Source organism: Rhodococcus sp. no. 34 (assembly GCF_054589475.1).
Genome location: NZ_BAAILK010000041.1, coordinates 297573 through 322872 on the forward strand (window position 1 = coordinate 297573; position 25300 = coordinate 322872).

The 25300-nt window shown below is 63.0% G+C and carries 23 protein-coding genes; 19 read left to right on the plus strand and 4 right to left on the minus strand.

The features are described 5' to 3' along the window. Positions 1-150: 150 nt before the first annotated feature. The 12 genes from ACYP01_RS18890 to ACYP01_RS18945 all read left to right on the plus strand — a co-directional run bounded on the left by ACYP01_RS18890 (position 151) and on the right by ACYP01_RS18945 (position 12193). Positions 151-789: a cell division protein FtsQ/DivIB gene (locus ACYP01_RS18890; protein WP_373938992.1), complete on the plus strand. Its 639-nt coding sequence runs from the start codon at positions 151-153 to the stop codon at positions 787-789. Between the two features lie 239 nt (positions 790-1028). Then, a complete protein-coding gene (gene ftsZ / locus ACYP01_RS18895; RefSeq protein WP_003941788.1) occupies positions 1029-2216 on the plus strand; it encodes a cell division protein FtsZ in 1188 nt (395 codons plus the stop codon). Between the two features lie 108 nt (positions 2217-2324). Beyond that, entirely contained in the window at positions 2325-3092 is a 768-nt protein-coding gene (gene pgeF, locus ACYP01_RS18900; RefSeq protein WP_007733207.1) for a peptidoglycan editing factor PgeF, read from the plus strand. A 6-nt stretch (positions 3093-3098) separates the two neighbouring features. Beyond that, the gene (locus ACYP01_RS18905) at positions 3099-3848 is read left to right on the plus strand and encodes a YggS family pyridoxal phosphate-dependent enzyme (RefSeq protein WP_030537030.1); all 750 of its coding nucleotides are present in this window, start codon (positions 3099-3101) and stop codon (positions 3846-3848) included. A gap of 85 nt (positions 3849-3933) precedes the next feature. After that, positions 3934-4584 carry a cell division protein SepF gene (locus tag ACYP01_RS18910; protein WP_003941752.1) on the plus strand — a complete coding sequence of 217 codons (651 nt, stop codon included), beginning with the start codon at positions 3934-3936 and terminating at the stop codon, positions 4582-4584. Positions 4585-4773: 189 nt separating this feature from the next. After that, positions 4774-5052, plus strand: coding sequence for a YggT family protein (locus ACYP01_RS18915; protein WP_003941780.1), 279 nt, complete (start codon positions 4774-4776; stop codon positions 5050-5052). A gap of 126 nt (positions 5053-5178) precedes the next feature. After that, positions 5179-6006 (plus strand): DivIVA-like cell division protein Wag31, encoded by an 828-nt coding sequence (wag31, locus tag ACYP01_RS18920; RefSeq protein WP_003941722.1) that lies wholly within the window; start codon positions 5179-5181, stop codon positions 6004-6006. Positions 6007-6055: 49 nt separating this feature from the next. After that, positions 6056-6370: a hypothetical protein gene (locus tag ACYP01_RS18925; RefSeq protein ID WP_459681697.1), complete on the plus strand. Its 315-nt coding sequence runs from the start codon at positions 6056-6058 to the stop codon at positions 6368-6370. Positions 6371-6651: 281 nt separating this feature from the next. After that, complete coding sequence (ileS, locus tag ACYP01_RS18930) at positions 6652-9765, plus strand: isoleucine--tRNA ligase (RefSeq protein ID WP_030537028.1); 3114 nt, start codon at positions 6652-6654, stop codon at positions 9763-9765. A 68-nt stretch (positions 9766-9833) separates the two neighbouring features. Then, positions 9834-10172 carry a TfoX/Sxy family protein gene (locus ACYP01_RS18935; RefSeq protein WP_003941748.1) on the plus strand — a complete coding sequence of 113 codons (339 nt, stop codon included), beginning with the start codon at positions 9834-9836 and terminating at the stop codon, positions 10170-10172. Positions 10173-10208: 36 nt separating this feature from the next. After that, positions 10209-11573: a DNA polymerase IV gene (locus ACYP01_RS18940; protein ID WP_042452844.1), complete on the plus strand. Its 1365-nt coding sequence runs from the start codon at positions 10209-10211 to the stop codon at positions 11571-11573. Positions 11574-11704: 131 nt separating this feature from the next. Then, positions 11705-12193 carry a WKL family lipoprotein gene (locus ACYP01_RS18945; RefSeq protein WP_371713249.1) on the plus strand — a complete coding sequence of 163 codons (489 nt, stop codon included), beginning with the start codon at positions 11705-11707 and terminating at the stop codon, positions 12191-12193. A gap of 83 nt (positions 12194-12276) precedes the next feature. Here the strand turns inward: ACYP01_RS18945 and ACYP01_RS18950 are convergent, their stop codons facing one another. The 3 genes from ACYP01_RS18950 to ACYP01_RS18960 form a co-directional block, all read right to left on the minus strand. Continuing rightward, positions 12277-13668, minus strand: coding sequence for a glutamate decarboxylase (locus tag ACYP01_RS18950; RefSeq protein ID WP_459681702.1), 1392 nt, complete (start codon positions 13666-13668; stop codon positions 12277-12279). 142 nt (positions 13669-13810) lie between these two features. Then, entirely contained in the window at positions 13811-14578 is a 768-nt protein-coding gene (locus tag ACYP01_RS18955) for a sensor domain-containing protein (RefSeq protein ID WP_459681704.1), read from the minus strand. Then, a complete protein-coding gene (locus ACYP01_RS18960; RefSeq protein ID WP_125051242.1) occupies positions 14575-15501 on the minus strand; it encodes a hypothetical protein in 927 nt (308 codons plus the stop codon). Before ACYP01_RS18960 ends, ACYP01_RS18955 begins: the two co-directional genes overlap by 4 nt. 68 nt (positions 15502-15569) lie before the next feature. Between ACYP01_RS18960 and lspA the strand changes: the two genes are divergently transcribed. The 5 genes from lspA (at position 15570) to dnaE (ending at position 22445) form a co-directional block, all read left to right on the plus strand. Next, positions 15570-16256: a signal peptidase II gene (gene lspA / locus ACYP01_RS18965; protein ID WP_003941684.1), complete on the plus strand. Its 687-nt coding sequence runs from the start codon at positions 15570-15572 to the stop codon at positions 16254-16256. Further along, positions 16253-17179, plus strand: a complete 927-nt coding sequence (locus tag ACYP01_RS18970) for an RluA family pseudouridine synthase (protein WP_007733161.1) — start codon at positions 16253-16255, stop codon at positions 17177-17179. Before lspA ends, ACYP01_RS18970 begins: the two co-directional genes overlap by 4 nt. Continuing rightward, positions 17176-17859 (plus strand): hypothetical protein, encoded by a 684-nt coding sequence (locus tag ACYP01_RS18975; protein WP_459681708.1) that lies wholly within the window; start codon positions 17176-17178, stop codon positions 17857-17859. Before ACYP01_RS18970 ends, ACYP01_RS18975 begins: the two co-directional genes overlap by 4 nt. Beyond that, complete coding sequence (gene rarD / locus ACYP01_RS18980; protein ID WP_399552190.1) at positions 17856-18809, plus strand: EamA family transporter RarD; 954 nt, start codon at positions 17856-17858, stop codon at positions 18807-18809. Before ACYP01_RS18975 ends, rarD begins: the two co-directional genes overlap by 4 nt. 99 nt (positions 18810-18908) lie before the next feature. Next, positions 18909-22445, plus strand: coding sequence for a DNA polymerase III subunit alpha (dnaE, locus tag ACYP01_RS18985; RefSeq protein WP_459681711.1), 3537 nt, complete (start codon positions 18909-18911; stop codon positions 22443-22445). Between the two features lie 92 nt (positions 22446-22537). Here the strand turns inward: dnaE and ACYP01_RS18990 are convergent, their stop codons facing one another. Beyond that, a complete protein-coding gene (locus ACYP01_RS18990; protein WP_003941759.1) occupies positions 22538-22771 on the minus strand; it encodes a hypothetical protein in 234 nt (77 codons plus the stop codon). A gap of 186 nt (positions 22772-22957) precedes the next feature. On the opposite strand from ACYP01_RS18990, the gene ACYP01_RS18995 reads away from it, so the two are divergent. Then, positions 22958-23392, plus strand: a complete 435-nt coding sequence (locus tag ACYP01_RS18995; RefSeq protein WP_003941666.1) for a nitroreductase family deazaflavin-dependent oxidoreductase — start codon at positions 22958-22960, stop codon at positions 23390-23392. A 116-nt stretch (positions 23393-23508) separates the two neighbouring features. Next, positions 23509-25284, plus strand: coding sequence for a pyruvate dehydrogenase (locus ACYP01_RS19000; RefSeq protein ID WP_020969844.1), 1776 nt, complete (start codon positions 23509-23511; stop codon positions 25282-25284). Positions 25285-25300 lie beyond the last annotated feature (16 nt).

Below are 25300 nucleotides of genomic sequence, written 5' to 3' on the forward strand. Positions count from 1 at the left end.
AGTCGGCGCGGGCGTCGAGATCCTCGAGCCAGACAAGCCACCAGTACGCGTCGGCGCAGTACTCGCACCGAATCGCGATACTCGACGCGGTCGACGGAGCCGGCTCCCGAACCCACACCGACTCGTAAGTGGTTCAAGCGACCGCTGATCGTGGCACCGCTGGCAATCGTGCTGGTGGTGGGAATTGCGTTGGCGGCTTGGTTGTCTCCGGTGCTCTCGGTCCGGGGCACCGAAGTTCTCGGTGCGACGACCGTCAGTGAGGAACAGATCCTTTCGCTCCTGGCCGTACCGACCGGTCAGCCGTTGATGCGGGTAGACACCGGCGCCGCCGCCGCACGTGTGGCGACGATTCCGAAGGTGGCCTCGGCTCGTGTGCAGCGGATGTATCCGTCGACTATCCGCGTCACCGTCACCGAACGGGTACCGGTCGTTTTCGTCGACTCACCTGAGGGTGCACACCTGCTGGACGAGAAGGGCGTCGACTTCGAGATGGGCGTCCCGCCGCCCGGGGTTCCGCGTCTGGTGACACCGACGCCCGGGTGGAACGACGAGCCGACGCTTGCCGCGCTCGAGGTGTTGTCGGTGTTGCCGCCGGATCTGAGATTTCAGGTGGGAGAGGTTGCCGCTCGGTCGATTTCGAGTGTCACGCTGACTCTGCTCGACGGTCGCGTCGTAAACTGGGGCGGTGTCGAGCACTCGGATCGTAAGGCTGCTGTGACGCTTCCGCTGTTGACCCAACCGGGGCAGACGTACGACGTGTCCAGTCCCGATCTGCCGACGGTCCGATAGCGCACGGTGCAGCCGTGCGTCAGTGCGCAGCAAATACTTCGGTGTGTCTCGGCGCGCCTAATGGCGGAACGCGACGACGGTGCATAGCGTTTCGTTTCAGATCGAATACTTGACATAACTCTAACCCTGTGGTTGAGGTTTAGGGTTGTTCTCGAAGAGCATGAAGCTACAAAAACAGCAGTAACAAAGACAGCAGCACTGACAAGCAGCGTGAAACACGACACGGAAGGCGAGAGCCGATGACGCCCCCGCACAACTACCTCGCCGTAATCAAGGTCGTCGGCATCGGCGGCGGCGGCGTGAACGCAGTCAACCGCATGATCGAACAGGGACTCAAGGGAGTCGAGTTCATCGCGGTCAACACGGACGCGCAAGCCCTTCTGATGAGTGACGCCGACGTCAAGCTCGACGTCGGTCGTGAATTGACCCGTGGCCTCGGCGCCGGTGCCGACCCGGAAGTGGGTCGCAAGGCAGCCGAAGATCACAAGGACGAGATCGAAGAGGTCATCAAGGGCGCCGACATGGTGTTCGTGACCGCAGGCGAGGGCGGTGGCACCGGAACCGGTGGTGCCCCTGTCGTGGCAAGCATCGCCCGGAAGCTGGGCGCACTCACCGTCGGTGTCGTGACGCGGCCGTTCTCCTTCGAGGGCAAGCGTCGTGGGGGACAGGCGGATACCGGAATCCAGGCGCTCCGCGAGTCCTGCGACACGCTGATCGTCATTCCCAACGATCGCCTGCTCCAGCTCGGTGACGCGGCCGTCAGCCTGATGGACGCGTTCCGCAGCGCGGACGAGGTTCTCCTCAACGGCGTCCAGGGCATCACCGACCTCATCACCACTCCGGGTCTGATCAACGTCGACTTCGCGGACGTCAAGGGTGTCATGTCCGGTGCCGGTAGTGCGTTGATGGGAATCGGTTCCTCGCGGGGTGAGGGACGCGCGATCAAGGCGGCGGAATCCGCGATCAATTCCCCGCTCCTCGAAGCTTCGATGGAAGGCGCCCGCGGCGTGCTTCTGTCGATCGCCGGCGGTAGCGATCTGGGCCTGTTCGAGATCAACGAGGCGGCTTCGCTGGTGCAGGAAGCTGCCCACATCGACGCCAACATCATCTTCGGAACGGTCATCGACGATTCACTCGGTGACGAGGTTCGTGTGACGGTCATCGCTGCGGGATTCGACGGAGGAGCTCCGGCTCGTCGTCCCGTGGAGTCGACCGCGCAGGGACGTGGAGCTATCGGCGCCGGGCGCGCGGGTGAGGTCGGCCGGTCGCCGGTGGCCGCCGAACCTGCTGGCGAGCAGCCGATTTCCGCAGCGCGCGAGACCACCGGTTCGGGCAGCTTGCCTCCGATCGGTGGCCCACGCCATGCGCCGGTCCAGGAAGACGAGGGCGACGACGACGTCGACGTGCCGGTCTTCATGCGTCGCTGACGTAGGGCTACAAACAGTTTCGAGAACAGGGTGCCCGGAATTTCTGGGTACCCTGTTCTTGACTGGATGTCCGGTCACGTCTGAGCCGGACGACAACTTTCGACGTTTGTGAGCACACTTATCTTGAGTACCGAGAAGTCGACCACCCGCACCCGCATTCGCCGCGTCGTGACCAGCCGAGCCGGTGGTGTTTCCGCGTCACCGTACGAGTCGTTCAATCTGGGCGATCACGTCGGAGACGATCCGGCAGCCGTCGATGCGAATCGCCGACGTCTGGCACGCGAAATAGGCGTCGAGCCTGACCATCTCGTGTGGATGGAACAAATCCATTCGCGCAACGTCACTGTCGTGACGGAACCGACCGACGAAGTGATTCCGGTGACGGATGCTCTGGTCACCACTGTTCCCGGCCTGGCGCTCGCCACCCTCAGTGCAGATTGTGTTCCCGTTCTGCTCTCCGACGAGGAGGCCGGTGTGATCGCGGCCGTTCATGCCGGACGGATCGGTGCCCGCATCGGTATCGTCCCGCGCGTCCTCGCGGAGATGGTGCGTCAGGGCGCGGACGTTTCGCGTATCGGCGCCTTCCTCGGTCCGGCTGCGAGCGGACGCCAGTACGAGGTTCCCGCTGCGATGCGCGCGGACGTGGAAAAGCACTTGCCGGGCAGCGCAACTCGCACCGAGAAGGGCACGCCGGGGCTCGATCTGCGTGCGGGACTGCGTAAGCAGTTGCTCGCCGCGGGTGTGTCCGGTGTCGCCGAGGACCCGCGGTGCACGATCGAGGATCGCGCGTTGTTCAGTCATCGCCGAGAATCTCTGACCGGGCGTCAAGCTGCAGTGATCTGGATGGAAGCGCCCGCAGCGCAGGAAACCGTCTAGGCAGAAATGCGCGAGACGGAAATGCGGCTGACAGAAATATCGACGGCACTCGACTCGGTGAGGGCGCGATTGGCGGCCGCCTGCCTTGCCGCCGGTCGCGAGGTTTCCGACGTAGCACTGCTGCCGGTGACCAAATTCTTTCCGGCGTCCGACGCTCGAATCCTGTACGAGCTGGGGTGCCGTGAATTCGGTGAGTCTCGTGAGCAGGAAGCAGTGGAGAAGGTCGCGGACTTCGACGGCGCTGCACAGACGGGCGCGATCGATGATCCGGTTCGCTGGCACATGATCGGACAGTTGCAGCGCAACAAAGCTCGGTCGGTAGCGAAGTGGGCCTATGCAATTCACTCGGTGGACAGTGCGCGACTGGCCGATGCACTCGATCGGGCTGCGCTGAGTGCTTTGTCGGACGGTGAGCGCACGGAGCCGCTCCGGGCGCTCATCCAGGTAAGTCTCGACGGAGACCCCGCGCGTGGCGGAGTTCCGACGGGCGAGCTAACGCCTCTCGCCGAGCGGATCGAATCAGCCGAAGGTCTCGAATTCGCGGGACTGATGGCCGTCCCGCCGCTTGGATCAGATCCGGACGAGCAGTTCGAAATCCTCCGCAGGGCACATCTTTTGATCCTCGAATCGCATCCCCGGGCAACCGAACTCTCGGCCGGTATGACCGGCGATCTGGAGGCTGCAGTGCGCCACGGATCAACCTGCGTGCGTGTCGGAACCGCACTGCTCGGCTCACGACCAGTAATCTCGAGGTGATCGCTCAGGTGATCGCCCAACCCGTCCACACCGCTGCGACCGGTCGCAGTCGGATTGATTCCGCCGCGCCAAGGAAGGTCGATCAATGAGCAACCTGCATAAGTTCAAGGCTTACTTCGGCATGGTTCCCCTCGATGACTACGAGGACGAATACGTGGAGGAGCCCGATCAGGCTCGCCGCGCACCCCGTCGTAGTCACGACGGCTATGCCGAGCGCGACGACCGCGAGTTCGTCGAACCTGCCTTCTCGAAGGCGAGCTATGCGCCCAGTCGTCGTGACGAAGAGGACGCGGAGTTCGATCGCTACGACTCCCGGCCCCGCGTCGACACCGTTCCCAGCCGCAGCAGCCGCCCGGCGATGGCGCCGCGCCCGGCAAGCCGTGGCAACCTCGCGGTCGACGCGCGCGCAGAGCGACCCGAAGCGCGACGTGCGCCGGTTGTCGACGACGGCGGCCCGCTCGCCAAGATCACGACACTGCGTCCGCAGAGCTACGCAGAGGCCCGCACCATCGGTGAGCGGTTCCGGGACGGCACTCCCGTCATCATGGATCTGGTCGACATGAGCAACGCCGACGCGAAGCGTCTGGTCGATTTCGCGGCCGGCCTGGCGTTCGCATTGCGTGGTTCTTTCGACAAGGTAGCCACCAAAGTGTTTCTTCTCTCACCGGCCGACATCGACGTTTCCGCCGAGGAGCGCCGTCGGATCGCCGAGACGGGTTTCTACAGCCAGAAATGATGGTCTCGACCGCAGTCCGGCCCCTGAGCAGGGGTGACGTGAGCACATTCGAACGGCGGCCCGCCTCGGCGGACGCCGCATTCGGACCCATCGCCGGCCGTTACAAGACGGACTCGATGCGGACCGGTTCCGGAATTGCTGCGGTGTGTCTGTTTTGGACACACCGCAGAAGTCAGGCAGAGTGAGGGTGTGGACGCGCTTCTCTCTGTGATCTATCTGGTGCTGGTTGTCTTCTGGCTGTTGCTGATCGGCAGAGTGATCGTCGAGTTCGTTCGTTCGTTTGCCAGAGATTGGCGACCGACCGGATTGGTCGCAGTCATTCTCGAAACCATTTTTACGATCACCGATCCTCCGGTGAAACTGCTCCGCAGGTTGATCCCCCCGATCAACCTCGGTGGAGTTCGCTTGGATCTATCCATCATGGTCTTGCTTTTCATCGTCATCATCCTGATGTCGGTTGTTCGCTGAGCGCAGTCCGAGTGAGTGGTATGCCAGAATGGATGCCATAACTCATCCAGTGGTTCGCCACTACGTAGGCTGTGTTGCAACTGAATGCTTGCTAGACCGCCAAATGACGCGTGAAGGGATCCTTCCATGCCGCAACTGACTCCAGCTGACGTGCACAACGTTGCGTTCAGCAAGCCGCCTATCGGCAAGCGTGGCTACAACGAGGACGAGGTCGACGCATTCCTCGACCTCGTCGAGCAGGCGCTGTCGCAGCTCATCGAAGAGAATGCGGACCTGCGCCAGCGCGTAGGTGAGCTGGATCAGGAGCTCGCGGCTGCCAAGAAGTCGCCGGCACCTGCTCAGCAGGCAGCACCCGTCGCAGCGCAGCCCAAGCCGGAGCCCGCTCGGGTCGTCGAACCGCCCAAGCCTGCACCTGTTGCAGCGCCGGTTCCCGCCGCCGCTGCCGTTGCAGCGCCGCAGAGCGGCGACACCCACATGCAGGCCGCAAAGGTCCTCGGACTGGCTCAGGAGATGGCGGATCGCCTCACCAACGATGCCAAGACCGAGTCCGAGCAGCTGCTCGGCAGTGCCCGCACCAACTCCGAGCAGCTCATGAGCGAGGCTCGCAGCAAGGCTGACGGCATGATCGCGGATGCGCGCAACAAGTCGGAGGCGATGCTCACCGACGCTCAGACTCGCTCCGAGACCCAGCTTCGCCAGGCTCAGGAGAAGGCAGACGCTCTCAAGGCGGACGCCGAGAAGAAGCACACCGAAATCATGGCGACCATCAACCAGCAGCGTTCGGTCCTCGAGGGCCGTATCGAGCAGCTCAAGACGTTCGAACGCGAGTACCGGGTGCGCCTGAAGTCCTACCTGGAATCGCAGCTCGAAGAGCTCGAACAGCGCGGCTCGGCCGTTCCGGTCGACGGTGGACAGGATTCCTACAGCCCGTCCTTCGCCAAGGGAAACAGCTGACCGAGAGCGCCCCGTCGGCTCAGCTATCGGACCGGACAAAGGTTGATACGTGCTGGTCGTGACGTTGGTTCTCGCGGGAGTTGGTTTCGCTCTCCTGATCGTCGCCCTGACCACAGGGTCGTTGATCTGGGCGTGGGCATGTATCGCGATTTGTGTAGCAGGTGCCGTCCTCCTGCTGGTCAGTGCGCTGACCAGCAGGAAGGCGGTTCCTTCGTTGGATGACCCGGCATCGGGCAGCGGACTGTCGTCGCCTTACGGTCGAGTCGAGAGTTCCTCGAATTCGTCGATCGACGATGCAGCCACCGCCAACGATGACAATCAGAGAAATCATGGCGAGTCGCCGGGTGGCCCCGACAAGTCCTAGGGCGAGTTCCGACAAGGTCCAGGACGAGTATTAGACTGTCCAACACGAATACCAGGCTGTGATCCGGCAATCACCGGGGAGCTTTCGGAAGAACGGTTCTTGTCGCTTCAGGCGCCCAGAACTCAGTAGAACCGAACGGGTGAGCCCGTCACAGCTCGATCGAGTGGCACCTCGGGATCCAAGCGCGGATCTACGGGGTGCAAACGGGGTGGTACCGCGGTGTCGGCGCACAAGCGCCACGTCGTCCCCGTGCCGAGTCCGACTGGCACGAGGAGATCGCCATGGCGAGTAACGGGTATCCCAAAGTCGACTACGGTGTCCCCGCCGACACCGGAGTCAAGTTCCCCGAACTGGAACAGAAAGTCCTGAAACAGTGGGACGACGACGACACCTTCCGTGCGTCGGTTTCCAATCGGGACGGTAGCGAAGAGTTCGTTTTCTACGACGGACCGCCTTTCGCAAACGGCTTGCCGCATTACGGTCACCTGCTGACGGGGTACGTCAAGGACCTGGTGCCGCGCTTCCAGACCATGCGTGGACGCAAGGTCGAGCGACGCTTCGGCTGGGACTGCCATGGCCTGCCCGCAGAACTCGAAGCGGAGAAGCAACTCGGCATCAAGGACAAGGCCGAGATCGAAGTCATGGGTCTGGCCAAGTTCAACGAGTACTGCAAGGCCTCGGTGCTCAAGTACACCGACGAGTGGCGCGACTACGTCACCCGCCAGGCACGTTGGGTCGACTTCGACAACGACTACAAGACCCTGGACGTCGACTTCATGGAGTCCGTCATGTGGGCCTTCAAGGAGCTGCACGACAAGGGCCTGATCTATCAGGGCTTCCGCGTGCTGCCCTACAGCTGGTACGAGCAGACTCCGCTGTCCAATCAGGAGACTCGTCTCGACGACGCGTACAAGATGCGTCAGGATCCTGCAGTCACGGTCGACATGCCGCTGGTCGCTCCGGGTTCACCATTGGACGGCGCAAACGCGATCATCTGGACCACGACTCCGTGGACACTGCCGTCCAACTTGGCCACTGCGGTTCATCCCGAGGTCGACTACGTCCAGGTGCTCGGCGAGGACGGAAAGCGGTACGTGCTCGCGGAAGCACGGGTAGCTCATTACGCACGTGAGCTGGGGGAGGACCCCGAGGTCGTTTCCCGTCACAAGGGCGCCGAGCTGGTCGGACTGTCGTACATACCGCCGTTCGACTTCTTCCTCGGACATCCGAACGCGCACGTCGTGCTTTCGGCCGACTACGTGACAACCGATTCCGGAACCGGAATCGTCCACCTCGCACCGGCTTTCGGTGAGGAGGATATGGATGTCGCCACGGCCAACGGTATCGAGGTCGTGCAGCCGCTCGATCCGGGTGGAAAGTTCACCTCGATGGTTCCGCCATACGAGGGCTTGATGGTCTTCGACGCCAACCCGGTCATCATCAAGGACCTCAAGGCCGCCGGAAAGCTGCTGCGGCACGAGACGATCGAGCACTCGTACCCGCACAGTTGGCGCAGTGGGCAGCCGCTCATCTACATGGCGGTTCCCTCGTGGTTCGTCGCGGTCACCAAGTTCCGCGATCGCATGGTCGAGCTGAACAAGGACATCACGTGGGTGCCCGAGCACATCCGTGACGGCCAGTTCGGCAAGTGGCTCGAAGGTGCACGCGACTGGAACATCAGCCGAAACCGCTACTGGGGCAGCCCGATCCCGGTGTGGGTGTCGGACGATCCGCAGTACCCGCGTACGGACGTCTACGGATCGCTCGATCAGTTGGAGGCAGACTTCGGTGTGCGTCCGACCGATCTGCATCGCCCGATGATCGACGACCTGGTCCGCCCGAACCCCGACGACCCGACCGGGAAGTCGATGATGCGCCGCGTTCCCGAGGTGCTCGACTGCTGGTTCGAATCCGGTTCGATGCCGTACGCGCAGGTGCACTACCCATTCGAGAACCGTGAATGGTTCGAGGGCCATTTCCCGGGCGATTTCATCGTCGAGTACAACGGGCAGACTCGCGGCTGGTTCTACACGCTGCACGTGCTGGCCACCGCACTCTTCGATCGTCCGGCGTTCAAAACCGTTGCTGCGCACGGCATCGTGCTCGGCGACGACGGACTCAAGATGAGCAAGTCCAAGGGCAACTACCCGGACGTGAAGGAGGTGTTCAACCGCGACGGCAGCGATGCCATGCGATGGTTCCTGATGTCTTCGCCGATCTTGCGCGGCGGAAACCTCATCGTGACCGAGCAGGGCATCCGCGAAGGTGTGCGTCAGGCATTGCTCCCGCTGTGGAACGCCTGGAGCTTCCTGCAGTTGTACGCCCCGGAATCCGGTGTGTGGCGTACCGATTCGGAGAACATCCTCGATCAGTACATCCTGGCCAAGCTCGCTACCACCCGCGACGTGATCACCGAGGCCCTCGAGGTCAACGACATCGCCGGCGCGTGCGACGAGCTTCGGTTGTTCTGTGATGCGCTCACCAACTGGTATGTGCGACGGTCGCGTTCGCGGTTCTGGGACGAGGATCGCGACGCGATCGACACCCTGCACACCGTGCTCGAGGTCGTGACGCGTCTCGCTGCGCCGCTGTTGCCGCTGGTGTCCGAGGTGATCTGGCGAGGGTTGACCGGGGAGCGCTCGGTTCACCTGGCTGATTGGCCCGAGGCGTCGGAGCTCCCCGCGAACCCCGAGCTGGTAGCGGCGATGGACGACGTCCGGACCGTGTGCTCCACGGTGCTGAGCCTGCGCAAGGCGCAGAATCTGCGTGTTCGTCTTCCGCTGCCCGAGGTCACGGTTGCGGCGCCGGATGCCGAGCGTCTGCGTCCGTTCCTCGGACTGATCGCCGACGAGGTCAACGTCAAGAAGGTTGATCTGACCGATGACGTCGACGTGCACGGGCGCTTCGAGATCGCGGTCAACGCGCGTGCTGCAGGACCGCGTCTGGGCAAGTCCGTTCAGACTGTCATCAAGGCGGTCAAGGCGGGCGACTGGACCGAGAACGCGGACGGCGTCGTGGTTGCGGCGGGCATCGAACTGCTGCCCGAGGAGTACACGCAGAAACTGGTTGCGGCCGAGCCGGATTCGACGGCTGCACTGCCGGACGGTGCGGGACTGGTCGTACTCGATTCCGCTGTGACGGAGGAACTCGAAGCCGAGGGATGGGCCAAGGACCGTATCCGTCAGTTGCAGGATGCGCGCCGTGCCGCCGGTTTGGACGTCTCGGACCGGATCAACGTCGTGCTCGAGGTTCCGCAGGACTGCAAGGAGTGGGCAGAGCGCCATCGCGAATTGATCGCCGGTGAGGTTCTGGCCACCTCCTTCTCGGTGGGTGAAGCGGGCGACGACGCCGTCGATCTCGGTGAGGGTATCCGCGCCGCAATCACGAAGGTCTAGTACTGACGCGACTACTCCGGCTCTCCGATGAATGTCTGTATGTCGGGGTGCCGGAGTAGTTTGCTCTCATGAGTACGAGCAAGGAAACCGTGGCGCGCATTCTCGAGCAGTTGGAACCGCTCGACGTGCGGGCAAGGGCGATGTTCGGCGAGTACGGATTGTATTGCGACGAGAAGATCGTGGGCTTGATCTGCGGAGACGTTCTGTTCGTCAAACCCACCGAGGTCAGTACGGAGTTCGGATCAGAGGCCGATCTGGCTCCGCCGTACCCGGGAGCGAAGGATTATTACCGGGTGACGGAGGAACGGTTGCAGGACCTCGATCACCTGCACGCCTTCATTCAACGGACTGCCGACGTATTGCCCCTGCCGAAGAAGAAGTCGCCGAAGAAGAAGGCGCGGACGTAAATTCTGCACCTACTTTTGAGAGAACCGTAACGCCCGATGAATCAAGGTGATCCCACACGAAGTCGTAGGTGGGTGCTGCATCTCGACATGGATGCGTTTTTCGCTTCCGCCGAGCAGTTGACGCGTCCCACTCTGCGAGGTCGCCCGGTGCTGGTCGGCGGCTTGGGCGGGCGCGGGGTGGTGGCCGGGGCAAGTTACGAAGCGAGAGTTTTCGGTGCGCGATCGGCAATGCCGATGCATCAAGCACGCCGGATGGTCGGTGGTGGAGCGGTGGTATTGCCACCGCGGATGTCCCTGTACTCGGTTCTCAGTAAACGCACGTTCGACGCGTTGCGCCTTCGTATGCCGATCCTCGAGCAACTGTCGGTGGACGAGGCTTTCGGGGAACCGGTGGAGTTGGCCGGTGTCGGAGCTGACGAGGTCCGCGCGTTTTGCGAGGACCTGCGGGCGTTGATCAAAGCCGAGACCGGGTTGGTCGCTTCGATCGGGGCCGGCGCAGGTAAGCAGGTCGCCAAGATCGCGTCGGGACTGGCAAAGCCCGACGGCGTCGCAGTGATTCCTCCCGGGATGCAGCACGAGTTGCTCGATCCACTGCCGGTGCGAAAGCTCTGGGGGATCGGCCCTGTTGCCGAGGAAAAGCTCAAGCGTCTCGGCATCGAAACCATCGGAGGGTTTGCCCGCACTCCCATAGCGGAGGTGGCGTCGATACTGGGAACCACTGTCGGTCCGGGGTTGCATCGGCTTGCGCAGGGGATCGACGATCGGCCGGTCGCCGAGCGTGCCGAATCCAAGCAGATCAGCGCGGAATCCACGTTCGCCGCAGACATCGTCACGATGGCACAATTGCGCGCGGCCGTCGAAAGTAGTGGTCGTGCAGCATTTTCCAGGCTGGAGAAGGACGGAAGAGCTGCTCGCACCGTCGTACTGAAGCTCAAGAAGTCCGACATGAGTATCTTGACTCGATCCGTGACGCTGCCGTTTGCCACCATCGACCGCCAAATCCTTATCGCGACCGCGCAGAAACAGGTCATCGATCCACAGGAATTGGGGCCGATTCGCCTGGTCGGTGTGGGATTCGCCGGTTTGTCCACGGTTCGGCAAGGATCACTTTTTCCCGAGTTGGATCAGGATGTTCCCGGCTATCCGGTCGAGACTCTCACGGGCGCCCTCGATGAGGCCGAACTCGACGTTCCGGTGGCAGCACGTGTCCCTCAGCGCTACTGGCACCCCGGTTTGGACGTGAAGCATCCAGAATACGGACACGGTTGGGTGCAGGGCGCCGGGCACGGTGTGGTCACCGTTCGCTTCGAAACCCGTTCCAGCGGAACGGGAATCGCCAAAACTTTTGCCGAATCCGATGAGGTGCTCGAGGTAGCAGATGCGGTCGACAGCCTTCTCTGAGGATGTCCTTAGACTTTTTCCGCTTACCGTTGGGTAATGTTGTCGACGATCCTCGAGCAAGCACGATGTTCGACTGACGCTCGAATGTGAACACCCGAATGGATAGGACTGAGAAGTTGAAGCTTCAGAAGATGACCGTTGCAGCCGTGGCGATCGCAGCAGCCCTGACGATGACCGCGTGTGGTTCAGACGGAGGAGACTCCGACAAGACGACTTCGGCGAAGCCCACGACCACCACCTCTGCGGCACCCACGTCCGAGGTTGTTCTGCCGACCGCCCCTGAGCTCAACGCCAAGGTCGCTCAGGCACTCGACGAGAGCGTTCCGGCCGCAGACAAGGTCAACCTCGTCCAGGGCGCCGAGGCTGATCCCGAGCTGATCAACCAGGTCGCCGCTGCCGCCAAGGCTGCCGGCGCGCAGGTCGAGATTCTCGACCCGGTCACCGACACGGGCAGCGAGACGGCAGCAGCTTCGCTGAACATCGTCGTCAACGGCCAGCCGCTGCAGCAGGGCCTGCAGGCGTCGTTCGTCTACGAGGACGGCGTCTGGAAGCTCTCGAAGACCACCGCTTGCCAGATCGTCGGCGTTGCAGGTCTGACCTCGCCGGCTTGCGCTGCTTGATCTCTCGGTAACACCTGAAACACCAGAGCGGCCGCCGACTCCCGAAGGGGAGTGGGCGGCCGCTCTTCACGCGGTAAGCGACGTCAGTGATGGAATCCCTCGGTGACGCGCGGCCGCGGCATCGGGCTGTCCAGTTCGTCGAGGAACGCGGTTTCCTCTTCGATGATGCGCAGCAGATTGGCCGCCAGGTCCATGCTCAGTCCGTTACGAACCACGATGCGCTGCACTGTCAGATCCGCGAGATCGTCCGGCATGGGGTAGGCCGGCACCAACCAGCCCTTGCCTCGCAACCGGTCCGAGAGGTCGTACAGCGTCCAGTTGGACGTGTGCCCCTCGGCGAGGCGCCACGCGAAGACCGGGATGTCGGAACCGTCGTTCCACAGTTCGAACGCGTCGAGTTTCCCGATCCCTTCGGCGAGAAATTTCGCCACGTCCTGGGAGGACTGCTGGATCGCGCGATAGCCGTCGTGGCCGAGACGCAGGAACAAGTAGAACTGCAGGATCACCTGAGCGCCGGGACGCGAGAAGTTCAGTGCGAAGGTCGGCATACTGCCGCCGAGGTAGCTCACCTTGAAGACGAGGTCGTCGGGAAGTAGATCCTGCGATCGCCAGACCACCCAGCCGAGGCCGGGGTAGACGAGCCCGTACTTGTGCGCCGAGGTGTTGATGGAGTGGACGCGCGGTAGTCGGAAATCCCATTCGAGTTCGGGCTGAAGGAACGGTGCGATCATCGCACCGGAAGCACCGTCGACGTGGATGGGGACGTCGAGTCCCGTCTTCGCCTGGATCTCATCGAGTGCCTTCGAGATTTCCAGGACCGGCTCGTACATCCCGGTGTAGGTGACGCCCATGATCGCGACGACGCCGATGGTGTTCTCGTCGACGTAATTGTCCAGATCGTGACCGTCGAGGGTGCGGTGTTCCTCGCTGATCGGCACGTAACGCGCTTCGACGTCCCAGTAGTTGCAGAACTTCTCCCAGCACACCTGGACCGCGGAACTCATGATGAGATTTGGCTTTTCGGTGGACTTGCCCGCGGCTTTTCGTGCGTGCTGCCAGCGTCGTTTCATCGCCAGGCCGCCGAGCATGCAGGCTTCGGACGAACCGATCGTCGAGGTGCCGATTGAATCCTTGGGGGAGGGTGAGTGCCAGAGGTCGGCAAGGATGCGCCAGCAATAGGTTTCGATCGCGGCGGTCTGCGGATACTCGTCCTTGTCGATCATGTTCTTGTCGAACGACTCGGCATACAGTTTGGTGGCGTGATCGTCCATCCACGTGCTGACGAACGTCGCGAGATTGAGCCGCGCATTGCCGTCGAGCATCGTTTCGTCGTGGACGATCTGATACGCGGTCTCGGGAAGCATGCCGTCGGGTTCGAGTGTGTACTTCGATGCAACCGAATCCTCGCCAGGCCTCGAGAAGATCGGATTGACGGCTACGTAATCGGTGTGATCTGACCTTCTGGGTTCCGGCATGAACTCTGGCTCCTCACATCAGTGTGTCGCGTCGGTCTGTTTCGTACCTACTCTCACCGTTCAGTGTGGACGGGCAGTTGTCAAAGGGTCTGTGGTCCCGAATCATTCGCGAAAGGCCGAGACAGGACGAATCCGCTCGTAGTCAGGGCGTTTGTGCGCGCAGGCGATCTGCGGCGGCCGATGCCATCGAGTGGAGAACATCGGGGGCGATCGGACTCGGCGCCGTCGCGGACAGCTGAGTCAACGTCGTCCCGACTGCGGCCACGATCGCGTCGGCGACCAAGGTGAAACCGCCACTCTCCGTGATGATTCGGAAAGCGAAAGACGCGTCGCCGATGTTCGGGTCCGACGCTCCGCCGACGCGATAGGTGATTGTCGTTCCGTCGGCATCGGTTCCCGAATACTCCGCACACCCAGCCAGCGTGGCCTGAAGTTTCTCGAAAGCTGCTGCTGCCGCGGTGCCGTCGGCGTACGAAGCAGAGTCCTGATCGATGCTCGTGAAATCGGGGCCGGTGAACATGTCGGAGAGGTCGGCGACCGATCCGGGAGCCTGGGTGGCTATCGGCGCCAGAACCTGGGCGCAGACGGCGGGGTCGGTGCTCGACTTGTCCGCCTCCGAATTTTCCGGCGCCGGTGCGAGGCCGAGGTCGTCGACCGGGTCGGGAACTACGTCGAAGTCGGCAGGTAGCTCGGACAGGGTGAGCGCGGCTCGTTGCAGGCCGTCACGGTCGAGAGGCGCCCCGCTCAGCGGTGCGGCCGGAGCAGCCGTGAACGGCGCCAAGCCGACCTGTGGGGCGGAAACCTGCGTAGTCGTGTCGGCACCAGGCGAGTCGTCCGAGCCGCAACCGGTCACGACGAACAGTGCCGCCGTTGCGGTCAGACCAAGTGCGAGAAGCGACCGGCGTGTCACGATTCCCACCGAATGCTGTTGGAGATGGTCTGCCGGATCACCGAGGAGCTGTCCGGGTCGCCGTATGCCTGGTCGCCGCCGACGGTCATCTGTCCGTCGATCGGCAAGGGGAGTGAGAGGTCGACGGTGAGGTTTCCGGAGCCGGCCATGACGTACTGATCGATGTTCAGCGTTCCGGCGTCACCGGCCAGGTTCCAGACCGGGCTCTGCGGGGTCTGCGATACGTCCACCGCGAGCGAAAGCCGATTGCCCTCGCGCGCGGTGAGCGTGACGGTGGTTGTCTGATCGAGCAGGATTTCGCTGCTGACTTGCTGCCGAACCACCCAACGTGCGCCGACACCGACCGGAGCGTCGGGGAGTGCGACGGTCCGGTAGACCGCTTGGCCCAGCGCTTGTTCGATTGCAGCGCGGGCAGCATTGGCCGAGTTGGCGGAGGGCTTCAACCGTAGGGCGGTGATGGCGCCCGAATCCGTGACCGACAATCCGGCCGCAGACCCGTCGGCCCCGCTCAGCGCAGCCTGCAGCGTTGCATCGGGCGAGGTCATCGACGACAGCGTGAGGTCAACGACTGCGGTGGGATCGTCAGCGGTCACGTTTGCCGAGAGCGGGATCGTGATCTCCGGCGAAGAGAAATCCTGCGCCGGTTGTTGATCGATCTGCTGACTCACGACGGCCTGGGTGACGAGCGTCGTCGTCTGCGTGGTGCCGACAGGCAAGTTCGTACGCAAAACCTCGCGCGGCTCGCTTCCCGCCTCGAGAACTTCGACCGTCGCGGCGGTCACCGGAACAGTCACCTCACTCGGCGAGGAGGTCGGGGTGTTCGGAGGTTGATCCGAGTCGCCGCAAGCGGTGAGAACGGTGGTGAGAGCGAGGGCAGCGAGGGCGAACGGAACGCGTCGGCCGGTCGTGGACAGCAGTGGCACGCGCTCCAGGCTAGCCGCAGTTGCAGAGTGCGTGACCCGGTGCGGTGAACATGAGGGATGATGGTTGCGTGAGTACAGACCACCCAGACCGAGATGTCAACGCGGAGGATCAGCCGATTACCGAAATCTCGAAGGCCGACGAGCCCGAAACCGTGAAACCGGAAGCCGTGAAATCGGAAGACGGTGACCTGGCGGTTGCGCCGGTCGAAAAGCCCCGCCGGCTGACCATGCTCATTGCCATCGCCGCTGTCATCCTGCTCTCGGACATTCTCACGAAGGTGTGGGCAGTCGCCGCGGTCAAACCGGGGCAGCCGATCGAAATCATCGGTGACGTGGTCACATTCACGATGGTGCGCAATCCGGGGGCAGCGTTCTCGATGGCGACGTCGATGACGTGGATCCTCACTCTCGTCGCAATCGGTGTGGTCATCGGTGTGATCAAGATCGGTCGCACGCTCCGATCACCGTGGTGGGCGCTCGGTCTCGGCCTCGTTCTCGGCGGCGCGCTGGGTAACCTCGTCGACCGATTCTTCCGCTCTCCCGGAATCATGCGCGGACATGTGGTGGATTTCGTCTCCGTCGGCTGGTGGCCGGTGTTCAACATTGCGGATTCCGCGATCGTCTGTGGCGCGATTCTGCTCGTCGTCCTGACACTGTTCGGCTTCGAACCCAACGGTGAACGCCTGCGTGATCACAAGGCGGACGACAAGAAGCTCACCGAATCGAAGGCTGCAGCCGAGGGAGAAACCAAGTGAGGGAATCCCGTTCGATGCCAGTGCCCGACGGTCTCGATGCCATGCGCGTCGATGCCGGCCTCGCGCGCCTTCTCGGACTCTCGCGCACCGTGGTCGCGACACTCGCGGAAGAAGGCTCGGTACTCGTCGACGGTGTGGCCGTCGGCAAGTCCGATCGTCTGACCGCAGGGTCGTGGCTCGAGGTAGTCCTGCCCGAACCGCCGCGGCCCCTGACCATCGAAGCGACACCGGTCGAGGGAATGGAGATCCTCTACGCCGACGACGACGTCGTGGCAGTCGACAAGCCCGTCGGAGTTGCCGCGCACGCCAGCGTCGGGTGGACGGGACCGACCGTCATCGGCGGACTTGCCGCGGCCGGTTTCCGCATCTCGACGTCCGGTGCCCACGAGCGTCAGGGCATCGTCCACCGCCTGGACGTCGGAACGTCGGGTGTCATGGTGGTTGCCACATCCGAGCGCGCGTACACGTTGCTCAAGCGCGCTTTCAAGCAGCGGACCATCGACAAGCGCTACCACGCTCTCGTGCAGGGACACCCCGACCCGAGCAGCGGAACGATCGACGCGCCCATCGGACGCCATCACGGGAACGACTGGCGATTCACGGTCACGGCCGACGGCAAGCCCAGCGTCACGCACTACGACACCATCGAGGCGTTCCAGGCAGCGAGTCTGCTGGACGTGCACCTCGAAACCGGTCGCACACACCAGATCCGTGTCCACTTTTCGGCGTTGCGCCATCCGTGCTGCGGCGACCTGACCTACGGCGCGGACCCTCGACTTGCCGAAAGGCTCGGCCTCGAGCGCCAGTGGCTGCACGCCGTGTCTCTTGGATTCGCACATCCGGCGGACGGTCGCTGGGTCGAGATCAAGAGCAAGTACCCGAAGGATCTCGAACACGCACTCGAAGTTCTCCGGTCCTCATGACACCGCGCGGGCTTACCCCCGCGCCGGCCGTCGTCGCGGTGGTGGTCGGTGTGGCGGCGATGGTGGGCGTGGGGTTCGCGAATCCCGTGCCGACCCCGCCGATCCGGACGGACACCCTGGGTCCGGACAGTGGGGAAGCTGTCCCGGACTACCTCGACCGAGCGCGAGATTCTGTCGCGTCGGTCGATGGGCCGGTGTGGGCGTTGGTCTCGTTCACGAAGGCGCTCACCGTCGACGAGGTCATCACGTCGACCAGCAGTGTTCAGGTGCCGGGCGCTGAGGTCTCGGGCGTTCGCGTGTCCAGGGTCATGTTCCGAGTCCCGATCGAGCGCGTCCAGACGCCGCTCATGTCGGTGCCCGTTCCCGACAACGACGAATCAGTGCGCAGATCGCCCGGGGTTGCAGCCACGCGACTGGTCTCGCTCGGCGGCGACACCGATCGTCAGCAACAGGTGGCGCTCGCGTCGGCGAAGCAATTGTCCGCCGGGTGCGCCTGCGCGGTGGGCGTGCTGGTGCGAGCTACTCCCGAAGGACTCGAAGCGATCGAACATGACTCGAACGTCCGTGCAGTGGAAGCGTTGCCGTCCGACGCCTCGCCGTGGTTGGCAGCCGTCCGTCCGTTGCTGCCGGAGTACGTGGACGTCGTTGCTCCCGGCCCCGACGACGGTCCGGTCCCGTGAACTCCGGTTCTGTGAACAAGGACGAACGCGCTAGGTCCGGTTCGTCCTCGGGGATCTTCTACGGTGTGGCGGCGTTCCTGTTGTGGGGAACGTTCCCGGCATTCTTCGGGCTACTCGACTTCGCCGATCCGGTCGAGATCCTGGCGCACCGGGTGGTGTGGACCCTCCTGTTGATGCTGATCGTGTTGGCCTTTGCCGGCCGCCTCGGATCGCTTCGCGGAATCAGCGCACGCACCTGGCTGCTGGTGACCGCGGCATCAGCGGCGATCGCGGTGAACTGGGGGACGTACATCTATGCCGTGGTGTCAGGCCGCGTCGTGGAGGCGGCCCTCGGGTACTTCATCAACCCGCTGGTCACTGTTCTGCTCGGCGTCGTGATCTTCCGCGAACGATTGCGCCGCGCTCAGATCGCCGCCCTTGTTCTCGCTGCCACGGCAGTTGTCGTGATCACGGTCGACTTCGGGAAACCCCCGATCGTCGCTTTGCTGCTCGCCGGCTCGTTTGCCACCTATGGGTTGGTCAAGAAGGTGGTTCCGCTCGATCCTCGAACCAGTTTGACTGCCGAGGGCGTCGTTGCCGCACCGTTCGCGGTCGGCTACCTCGTGTTTCTCGGCCTGACCGGGGCCGGTGCATTCATCAGCAGCGGTACCGGGCACAGCCTGTTGCTGCTTGCCGCCGGCCCGGTCACCGCGCTGCCGCTGCTCCTGTTCGGCGTCGCCGCTCAGAGAGTTCCGTTGGCGACGATGGGCATGCTGCAGTACCTCACTCCGGCGCTCCAGATGGCGTGGGGTGTGGCCGTCATGCACGAGGACATGCCGGCCTCACGCTGGATCGGCTTCGTTCTGATCTGGGCTGCACTGGTGATCTTCACGACAGACACCTTCGTCGCCGGTCGACGTTCGCGGCGTTCGGTGAGGTCGAGCGCCGAACCCGAGGTTCCGGTCACGTGACCGGAGGCGGCGCACGGCGATTCCGCTACGTCGGTCGCCGGTCGTGTCGGCAGCGCGGCATACACTCGATCTCGCTCCCAGACCTTCAGAGAGGCGCACGTGGCTGACTCGTTCGTACATCTTCACAATCACACCGAGTACTCGATGCTCGACGGTGCGGCCAAGGTCGGCGCCATGTTCGAGGAGGCCGCTCGTCTCGAAATGACCGCTGTCGGCATGACCGACCACGGAAACATGTACGGCGCCAGCCAGTTCTACAACGAGGCAAAGAGCGCCGGCATCAAGCCGATCATCGGCATCGAGGCGTACATCGCACCCGAGTCTCGCTTCAACACAAAGCGAGTTCTGTGGGGCGATCGCAGCCAGAAGTCCGACGACGTCTCCGGTAGCGGTGCGTACACGCACATGACGATGGTGGCCGAGAACGCGACCGGACTCCGCAACCTCTTCAAGCTGTCGTCGCTCGCGTCCATCGAGGGCCAGCTCGGTAAATGGCCACGGATGGACGAGGAGCTCATCGCCGCGCACGCCGAGGGCATCATCGCGACCACGGGTTGCCCGTCCGGTGAGATCCAGACGCGCCTTCGTCTCGGCCACGATCGGGAGGCTCTCGAAGCTGCCGCGAAGTGGCAGGAGATCTGGGGGCCGGACAACTTCTTCCTCGAACTGATGGATCACGGTCTCTCGATCGAGCGCCGTGTGCGAGAGGGTCTGCTCGACATCGGCAAGCAACTCGGTATTCCGCCACTTGCCACCAACGACTGCCATTACGTCACCAAGGACGCAGCCGAGAATCACGAGGCGCTGCTCTGCATTCAGACCGGCAAGACGCTCTCCGACCCCACTCGCTTCAAGTTCGACGGCGACGGCTACTACCTCAAGTCCGCTGCCGAGATGCGCGCCATCTGGGACAACGAGGTACCGGGGGCATGCGACAACACCGTTGCCATCGGCGAGCGTGTGCAGTCGTACGAGGACGTGTGGGCGTTCCACGATCGCATGCCGATCTTCCCGGTCCCGGAGGGTCACACGCAGCAGACCTTCCTGCGCGCCGAGGTGATGCGCGGACTCGATCGCCGCTTCCCTAGCGGACCGCCGCAGGAGTACCTCGCCCGCGCCGACTACGAGATCGGCGTCATCAACGAAATGGGCTTCCCGGCCTACTTCCTCGTGGTCGGCGACCTGATCAACCACGCCAAGGACGTCGGGATCCGTGTCGGGCCCGGCCGTGGATCGGCTGCCGGTTCGTTGGTGGCCTACGCGATGGGTATCACCAACATCGACCCCATCCCGTACGGGTTGCTGTTCGAGCGATTCCTCAACCCCGAGCGTGTGTCCATGCCCGATATCGATATCGACTTCGATGATCGCCGTCGCGGCGAGATGGTTCGCTACGCGACGGACAAGTGGGGCAACGACAAGGTCGCCCAGGTCATCACCTTCGGCACCATCAAGACCAAGGCTGCCATCAAGGACTCGGCTCGCGTCCAGTTCGGCAAGCCGGGCTTCGCCATCGCCGATCAGATCACCAAGGCACTCCCGCCGCCCATCATGGCCAAGGACATCTCTGTCTTCGGTATCACCGATCCGAAGCACGAGCGGTACAAGGAGGCCGTCGAGGTTCGAGCACTCATCGACTCCAGCCCGGACGTCGCGAAGATCTACAAGACCGCGGTGGGTCTGGAGGGGCTGATCCGTAACGCCGGTGTGCACGCCTGCGCGGTCATCATGTCGTCCGAACCGCTCACCGACGCAATCCCGGTCTGGAAGCGCGCCCAGGACGGCGCCATCATCACCGGGTGGGACTACCCCTCGTGTGAAGCCATCGGCCTGCTCAAGATGGACTTCCTCGGTCTGCGAAACCTCACTGTCATCGGCGACACGCTCGAGAACATCAAAGCCAACCGCGGCATCGACCTCGACCTCGACACGTTGCCGATGGACGATGCGGCAACATACGAACTGCTCGCCCGCGGTGACACTCTCGGTGTGTTCCAGCTCGACGGCGGCGGCATGCGCGAGTTGCTGAAACTGATGCAGCCCACCGGATTCGGCGACATCGTCGCCGCCTTGGCGCTGTATCGACCGGGACCGATGGGTGTGGACGCCCACATCTCGTACGCCAAGCGCAAGAACGCCTTGGAAGACGTCAAGCCGATTCACCCCGAGTTGGAGGAGCCGCTCGCGGAGATCCTCTCGGAGACGTACGGCCTGATCATCTACCAGGAGCAGATCATGCAACTGGCGCAGAAGGTGGCCGGGTACACCCTGGGTCAGGCCGACTTGCTGCGTCGCGCCATGGGTAAGAAGAAGCTGTCCGAGCTGGAAAAGGCCTACGCCGGCTTCCGGCAGGGCATGTTGGACAACAACTTCAGCGAAGCGGCCATCAAGGCGCTGTGGGACACGGTCCTTCCCTTCGCCGGCTACGCGTTCAACAAGTCGCACTCCGCCGGCTACGGACTCGTGTCGTACTGGACTGCGTACCTCAAGGCGAACTACCCGGCCGAGTACATGGCGGGTCTGCTCACCTCCGTCGGTGACGACAAGGACAAGTCCGCGATCTACCTCGCAGACTGCCGCAAGTTGGGCATCACCGTTCTCCCACCGGACGTCAACGAATCGCGAGTCGACTTCGCGACCGTCGGCGACGACATCCGTTTCGGTATGGGGTCGGTGCGTAACGTCGGCGCCAACGTCGTCGCCTCGATCATCAAGGCGCGCACCGAGAAGTCGAAGTTCACAGATTTCTCCGACTATCTCGGCAAGATCGACGCGATGGCTTGCAACAAGAAGGTCACCGAATCTCTCATCAAGGCCGGTGCTTTCGACTCGTTGGGTCATCCGCGCAAGGGCCTGATGTTGGTCCATGCCGACGCCATCGATTCCGTGATGAGCACCAAGAAGGCAGAGGCGATCGGACAGTTCGACCTCTTCGGCGGTGCCGAGGCGGACGAGTCGATCACCTCGGTGTTCGACGTCAAGATTCCCGAGGAGGAGTGGGACTCCAAGCATCGCCTGGCACTCGAACGAGAAATGTTGGGGCTGTATGTCTCCGGCCATCCGCTCAACGGTGTCGAGCACATTCTTCGCCAGCAGTCCGACACGTCCATCGCTGCGATACTCGAAGGCGGCGTTCAGGACGGTGCCCAGGTAACTCTCGGCGGCATCATTGCCTCGGTGGACCGCCGGGTCAACAAGAACGGTCTGACCTGGTGCATCGTGCAGCTCGAAGATCTCGTGGGTGGAATCGAGGTGCTGTTCTTCCCGCAGGCGTACGCCGTGTACGGAATGGACATCGCGGAGGATGCCATTGTGTTGGTCAAGGCTCGCGTCTCGATCCGAGACGATCGGATGTCACTGATCGGCAACGACCTTGCGGTACCTGATATTTCGGCGATCGGGGTTGCGCGTCCGCTGTCGGTCTCGCTGCCGCTTCGGCAATGCACCAAGGACAAGCTCAGTGCTCTCAAGCAGGTGTTGACCAGGCATCCGGGGACGTCCGATGTCCATGTCCGACTGATCGGCGGAACCGAAATCAGTTTGTGGAAGGTCGACGACGTCCTTCGGGTCGAACCGTCCTCGGCACTGATGGGTGACCTGAAGGCATTGCTCGGACCGAGTTGCCTGACTGTCTGACCGCCGAGCGGACCTGAACCGAACGAAGGGACCTTGCTGCTGATGCAGCAAGGTCCCTTCGTGGTTCGCGGGAGTTCGGGGGAGTGTGGTGATCAGGTGGTGCGTGAGTAGTGCACGCGCCGTACCCACCACGTGACTACAGCGGCCGTTGCGGCAGTCAGTACGGCCACCTGCATTGACTGCGTGACGGCACCGGCGACGACGAACAGCACGAACCCGACCACGAGAGCTTCGATCTTGTACAGCGGCCACCGAGTTCCGGCCAGATCGACGCAATAGTCGGGGGAGGGGCGTGATTCGCGAGTGGAGATATCTGCGGTGGTCATCTCGTCCCTTTCCGATACGGCTGTTCGAAGCTGTGGTTTCAGAGTAGCCAGAGATGAGAGTTCGGGCAAGCGAACTTTATTGATCGGCAGCTCACTTAATCGATCAACCAGGGGAGTGCGCGGGCGACAGGCCTGGTCGGCGTGGTTCGGTGGCCAAGGTCCTCGAGTGGGTGTTCACTGGTACACATGCCAATCACAGGTGAGTACGAACCCAGTCCAGCGTCGTGGGCCGCCGATCAGGTCGCACGCATCGAGAACTCCGGTGGCACCGAGGGAAACGACATGAACGGCATGCCCGTCGTCGTTCTCACGACCATCGGCGCAAAGTCCGGCAAGGTCAGGAAGACTCCGCTGATGCGGGTCGAGCACGACGGTTCGTATGCCGTTGTGGCTTCGCTCGGTGGCGCCCCGAAGAATCCGGTCTGGTACTACAACGTCAAAGCCGACCCGCACGTCACGCTGCGTGACGCGACGCAGGTCTTCGACCTGGTTGCTCGGGAAGTCACCGGCGACGAGAAGGCGGTCTGGTGGGAGCGCGCTGTCGCTGCGTACCCCGACTACGCCGATTATCAGACTAAGACCGATCGTGAGATTCCGGTGTTCGTGCTCGAACCCAAGTAACGCACTGCAGTCCTCACGAAACGGCAGTCCACAAGAAGCACTGCATAAACCACAAGCAAATCGTCACTCGCGGGGGTCGGCGATCCCGACTCCCGTGAGTGTGTCATGGAGGTCTGATGAGTCCGAAAACCGTTGCAGATCAATTGGTTCAGCAGCTCGTTGACGCGGGTGTCAGTCGGATCTACGGCATTGTCGGTGACAGTCTCAATCCCATCGTCGATGCGGTTCGTCGCACCGGTGGTTCCGAGAAGGGCGGAATCGATTGGATACACGTCCGGCATGAGGAAGCAGCCGCCTTTGCGGCCGCAGCGGATGCCCAGATCACCGGAAAACTCGCAGTGTGTGCCGGATCCTGCGGTCCCGGAAACCTTCACCTGATCAACGGCCTGTACGACGCTCATCGTTCGGGCGCGCCGGTCCTTGCGATCGCCTCACACATCCCCAGCGCCCAGATCGGAATGGGCTACTTTCAGGAAACGCATCCCGAGCGGATCTTCATCGAATGTTCGAGTTACACCGAACTCGTCAGCACGGCAGTCCAATCACCACGCGTGGTGCAGTCGGCGATTCAGCATTCGGTGGCTCGAAACGGCGTCTCGGTGATCGTGCTTCCCGGGGACATCGCCGATTGTCCGGCAGAAGGCACCCCGCCGACGCTCGTCGAAACCCGAAGGCCGACAGTCGTTCCGGATGCCGGTGACGTCAAGGCGTTGGCAGATGTGATCAACGGCTCGCGTAAGGTTGCGATCTTCGCCGGCGCGGGCGTGCGAGATGCGCGCGCGGAGGTTCTGGCGTTGGCCGAAACCGTCGGCGCTCCCATCGGGCATTCACTGCGTGGCAAGGAATGGATCCAGTACGACAATCCATACGACGTCGGGATGACCGGATTGCTCGGTTACGGTGCGGCGCACGACGGTATCCACGGCGCCGATCTCCTGCTCCTCATCGGTACGGACTTTCCTTACGACCAGTTCTTGCCCGATGACGTTCGTACCGCTCAGATCGACATCGCGGCCGAGCGGTTGGGGCGTCGAACCAGCCTGGACCTGGCGGTGCACGGTGACGTCGCGAGCACCTTGAGCGCACTGATTCCGCAACTCGATCGAAAGACCGACCGCGGGTTCCTGGAGGATACGCTCGCAAAGCACAACACTCTGATGACCAAAGTGGTTGGTGCGTACACGGATCCGGTCAAGCAGCGCACACCCATTCATCCCGAGTATGCGGCCTCGATCCTCGACGATCTGGCGGCCGACGACGCAATCTTCACCGCCGACACCGGGATGTGCAACGTGTGGACGGCGCGCTATCTCAATCCGAACGGATCGAGACGCTTCATCTCCTCGGCGCTGCACGGATCGATGTCCAATGCGCTCCCACACGCGATGGGTGCTGCATGGTCGAGTCCGGGGCGTCAGGTCATCTCGGTGTCGGGCGACGGTGGATTGTCGATGCTGCTCGGTGAGTTGGTCACCGTCGCGATGTACAAGTTGCCGGTCAAGATCGTGGTGTTCAACAACTCGACGCTCGGAATGGTCAAGCTCGAGATGCTGGTCGACGGCCTTCCGGATTTCGGGGTCGACGTGCCCGCGGTCGACTACGCGGCGGTTGCTGCTGCGCTCGGTATCTTTTCGCGCCGAATCGAGAATCCCGCGGACATCGAAGCGGGCCTACGCGCCGCGCTCGATCATGACGGTCCAGCCTTGGTGGATCTGGTGACCGACCCGTTGGCATTGTCGTTGCCGCCCACCATCACCGGTGGTCAGATGAAGGGCTTCGCTTTGGCGATGTCGAAGATGGTGATGAACGGCGGCGTCGGCGAGGCAGTACAGATGGCCAAGTCGAATCTGCGGAACGTGCCACGTCCTTCACAGTTGGATCCGCGCGGCTGACCTACCGCCACCCTGC

Bases quoted from the DNA above. Each gene is read 5' to 3' on its own strand.
- ACYP01_RS18975 (WP_459681708.1), top strand. From the start codon at position 17,176: ATGACACCGCGCGGGCTTACCCCCGCGCCGGCCGTCGTCGCGGTGGTG.
- ACYP01_RS18995 (WP_003941666.1), top strand. From the start codon at position 22,958: ATGCCAATCACAGGTGAGTACGAACCCAGTCCAGCGTCGTGGGCCGCC.
- wag31 (WP_003941722.1), top strand. From the start codon at position 5,179: ATGCCGCAACTGACTCCAGCTGACGTGCACAACGTTGCGTTCAGCAAG.
- ACYP01_RS18950 (WP_459681702.1), bottom strand. From the start codon at position 13,668: ATGCCGGAACCCAGAAGGTCAGATCACACCGATTACGTAGCCGTCAAT.
- ACYP01_RS18905 (WP_030537030.1), top strand. From the start codon at position 3,099: ATGCGCGAGACGGAAATGCGGCTGACAGAAATATCGACGGCACTCGAC.
- ACYP01_RS18940 (WP_042452844.1), top strand. From the start codon at position 10,209: ATGAATCAAGGTGATCCCACACGAAGTCGTAGGTGGGTGCTGCATCTC.
- ACYP01_RS19000 (WP_020969844.1), top strand. From the start codon at position 23,509: ATGAGTCCGAAAACCGTTGCAGATCAATTGGTTCAGCAGCTCGTTGAC.
- ACYP01_RS18935 (WP_003941748.1), top strand. From the start codon at position 9,834: ATGAGTACGAGCAAGGAAACCGTGGCGCGCATTCTCGAGCAGTTGGAA.
- ACYP01_RS18945 (WP_371713249.1), top strand. From the start codon at position 11,705: ATGACCGTTGCAGCCGTGGCGATCGCAGCAGCCCTGACGATGACCGCG.
- ileS (WP_030537028.1), top strand. From the start codon at position 6,652: ATGGCGAGTAACGGGTATCCCAAAGTCGACTACGGTGTCCCCGCCGAC.
- ACYP01_RS18990 (WP_003941759.1), bottom strand. From the start codon at position 22,771: ATGACCACCGCAGATATCTCCACTCGCGAATCACGCCCCTCCCCCGAC.
- ftsZ (WP_003941788.1), top strand. From the start codon at position 1,029: ATGACGCCCCCGCACAACTACCTCGCCGTAATCAAGGTCGTCGGCATC.
- ACYP01_RS18910 (WP_003941752.1), top strand. From the start codon at position 3,934: ATGAGCAACCTGCATAAGTTCAAGGCTTACTTCGGCATGGTTCCCCTC.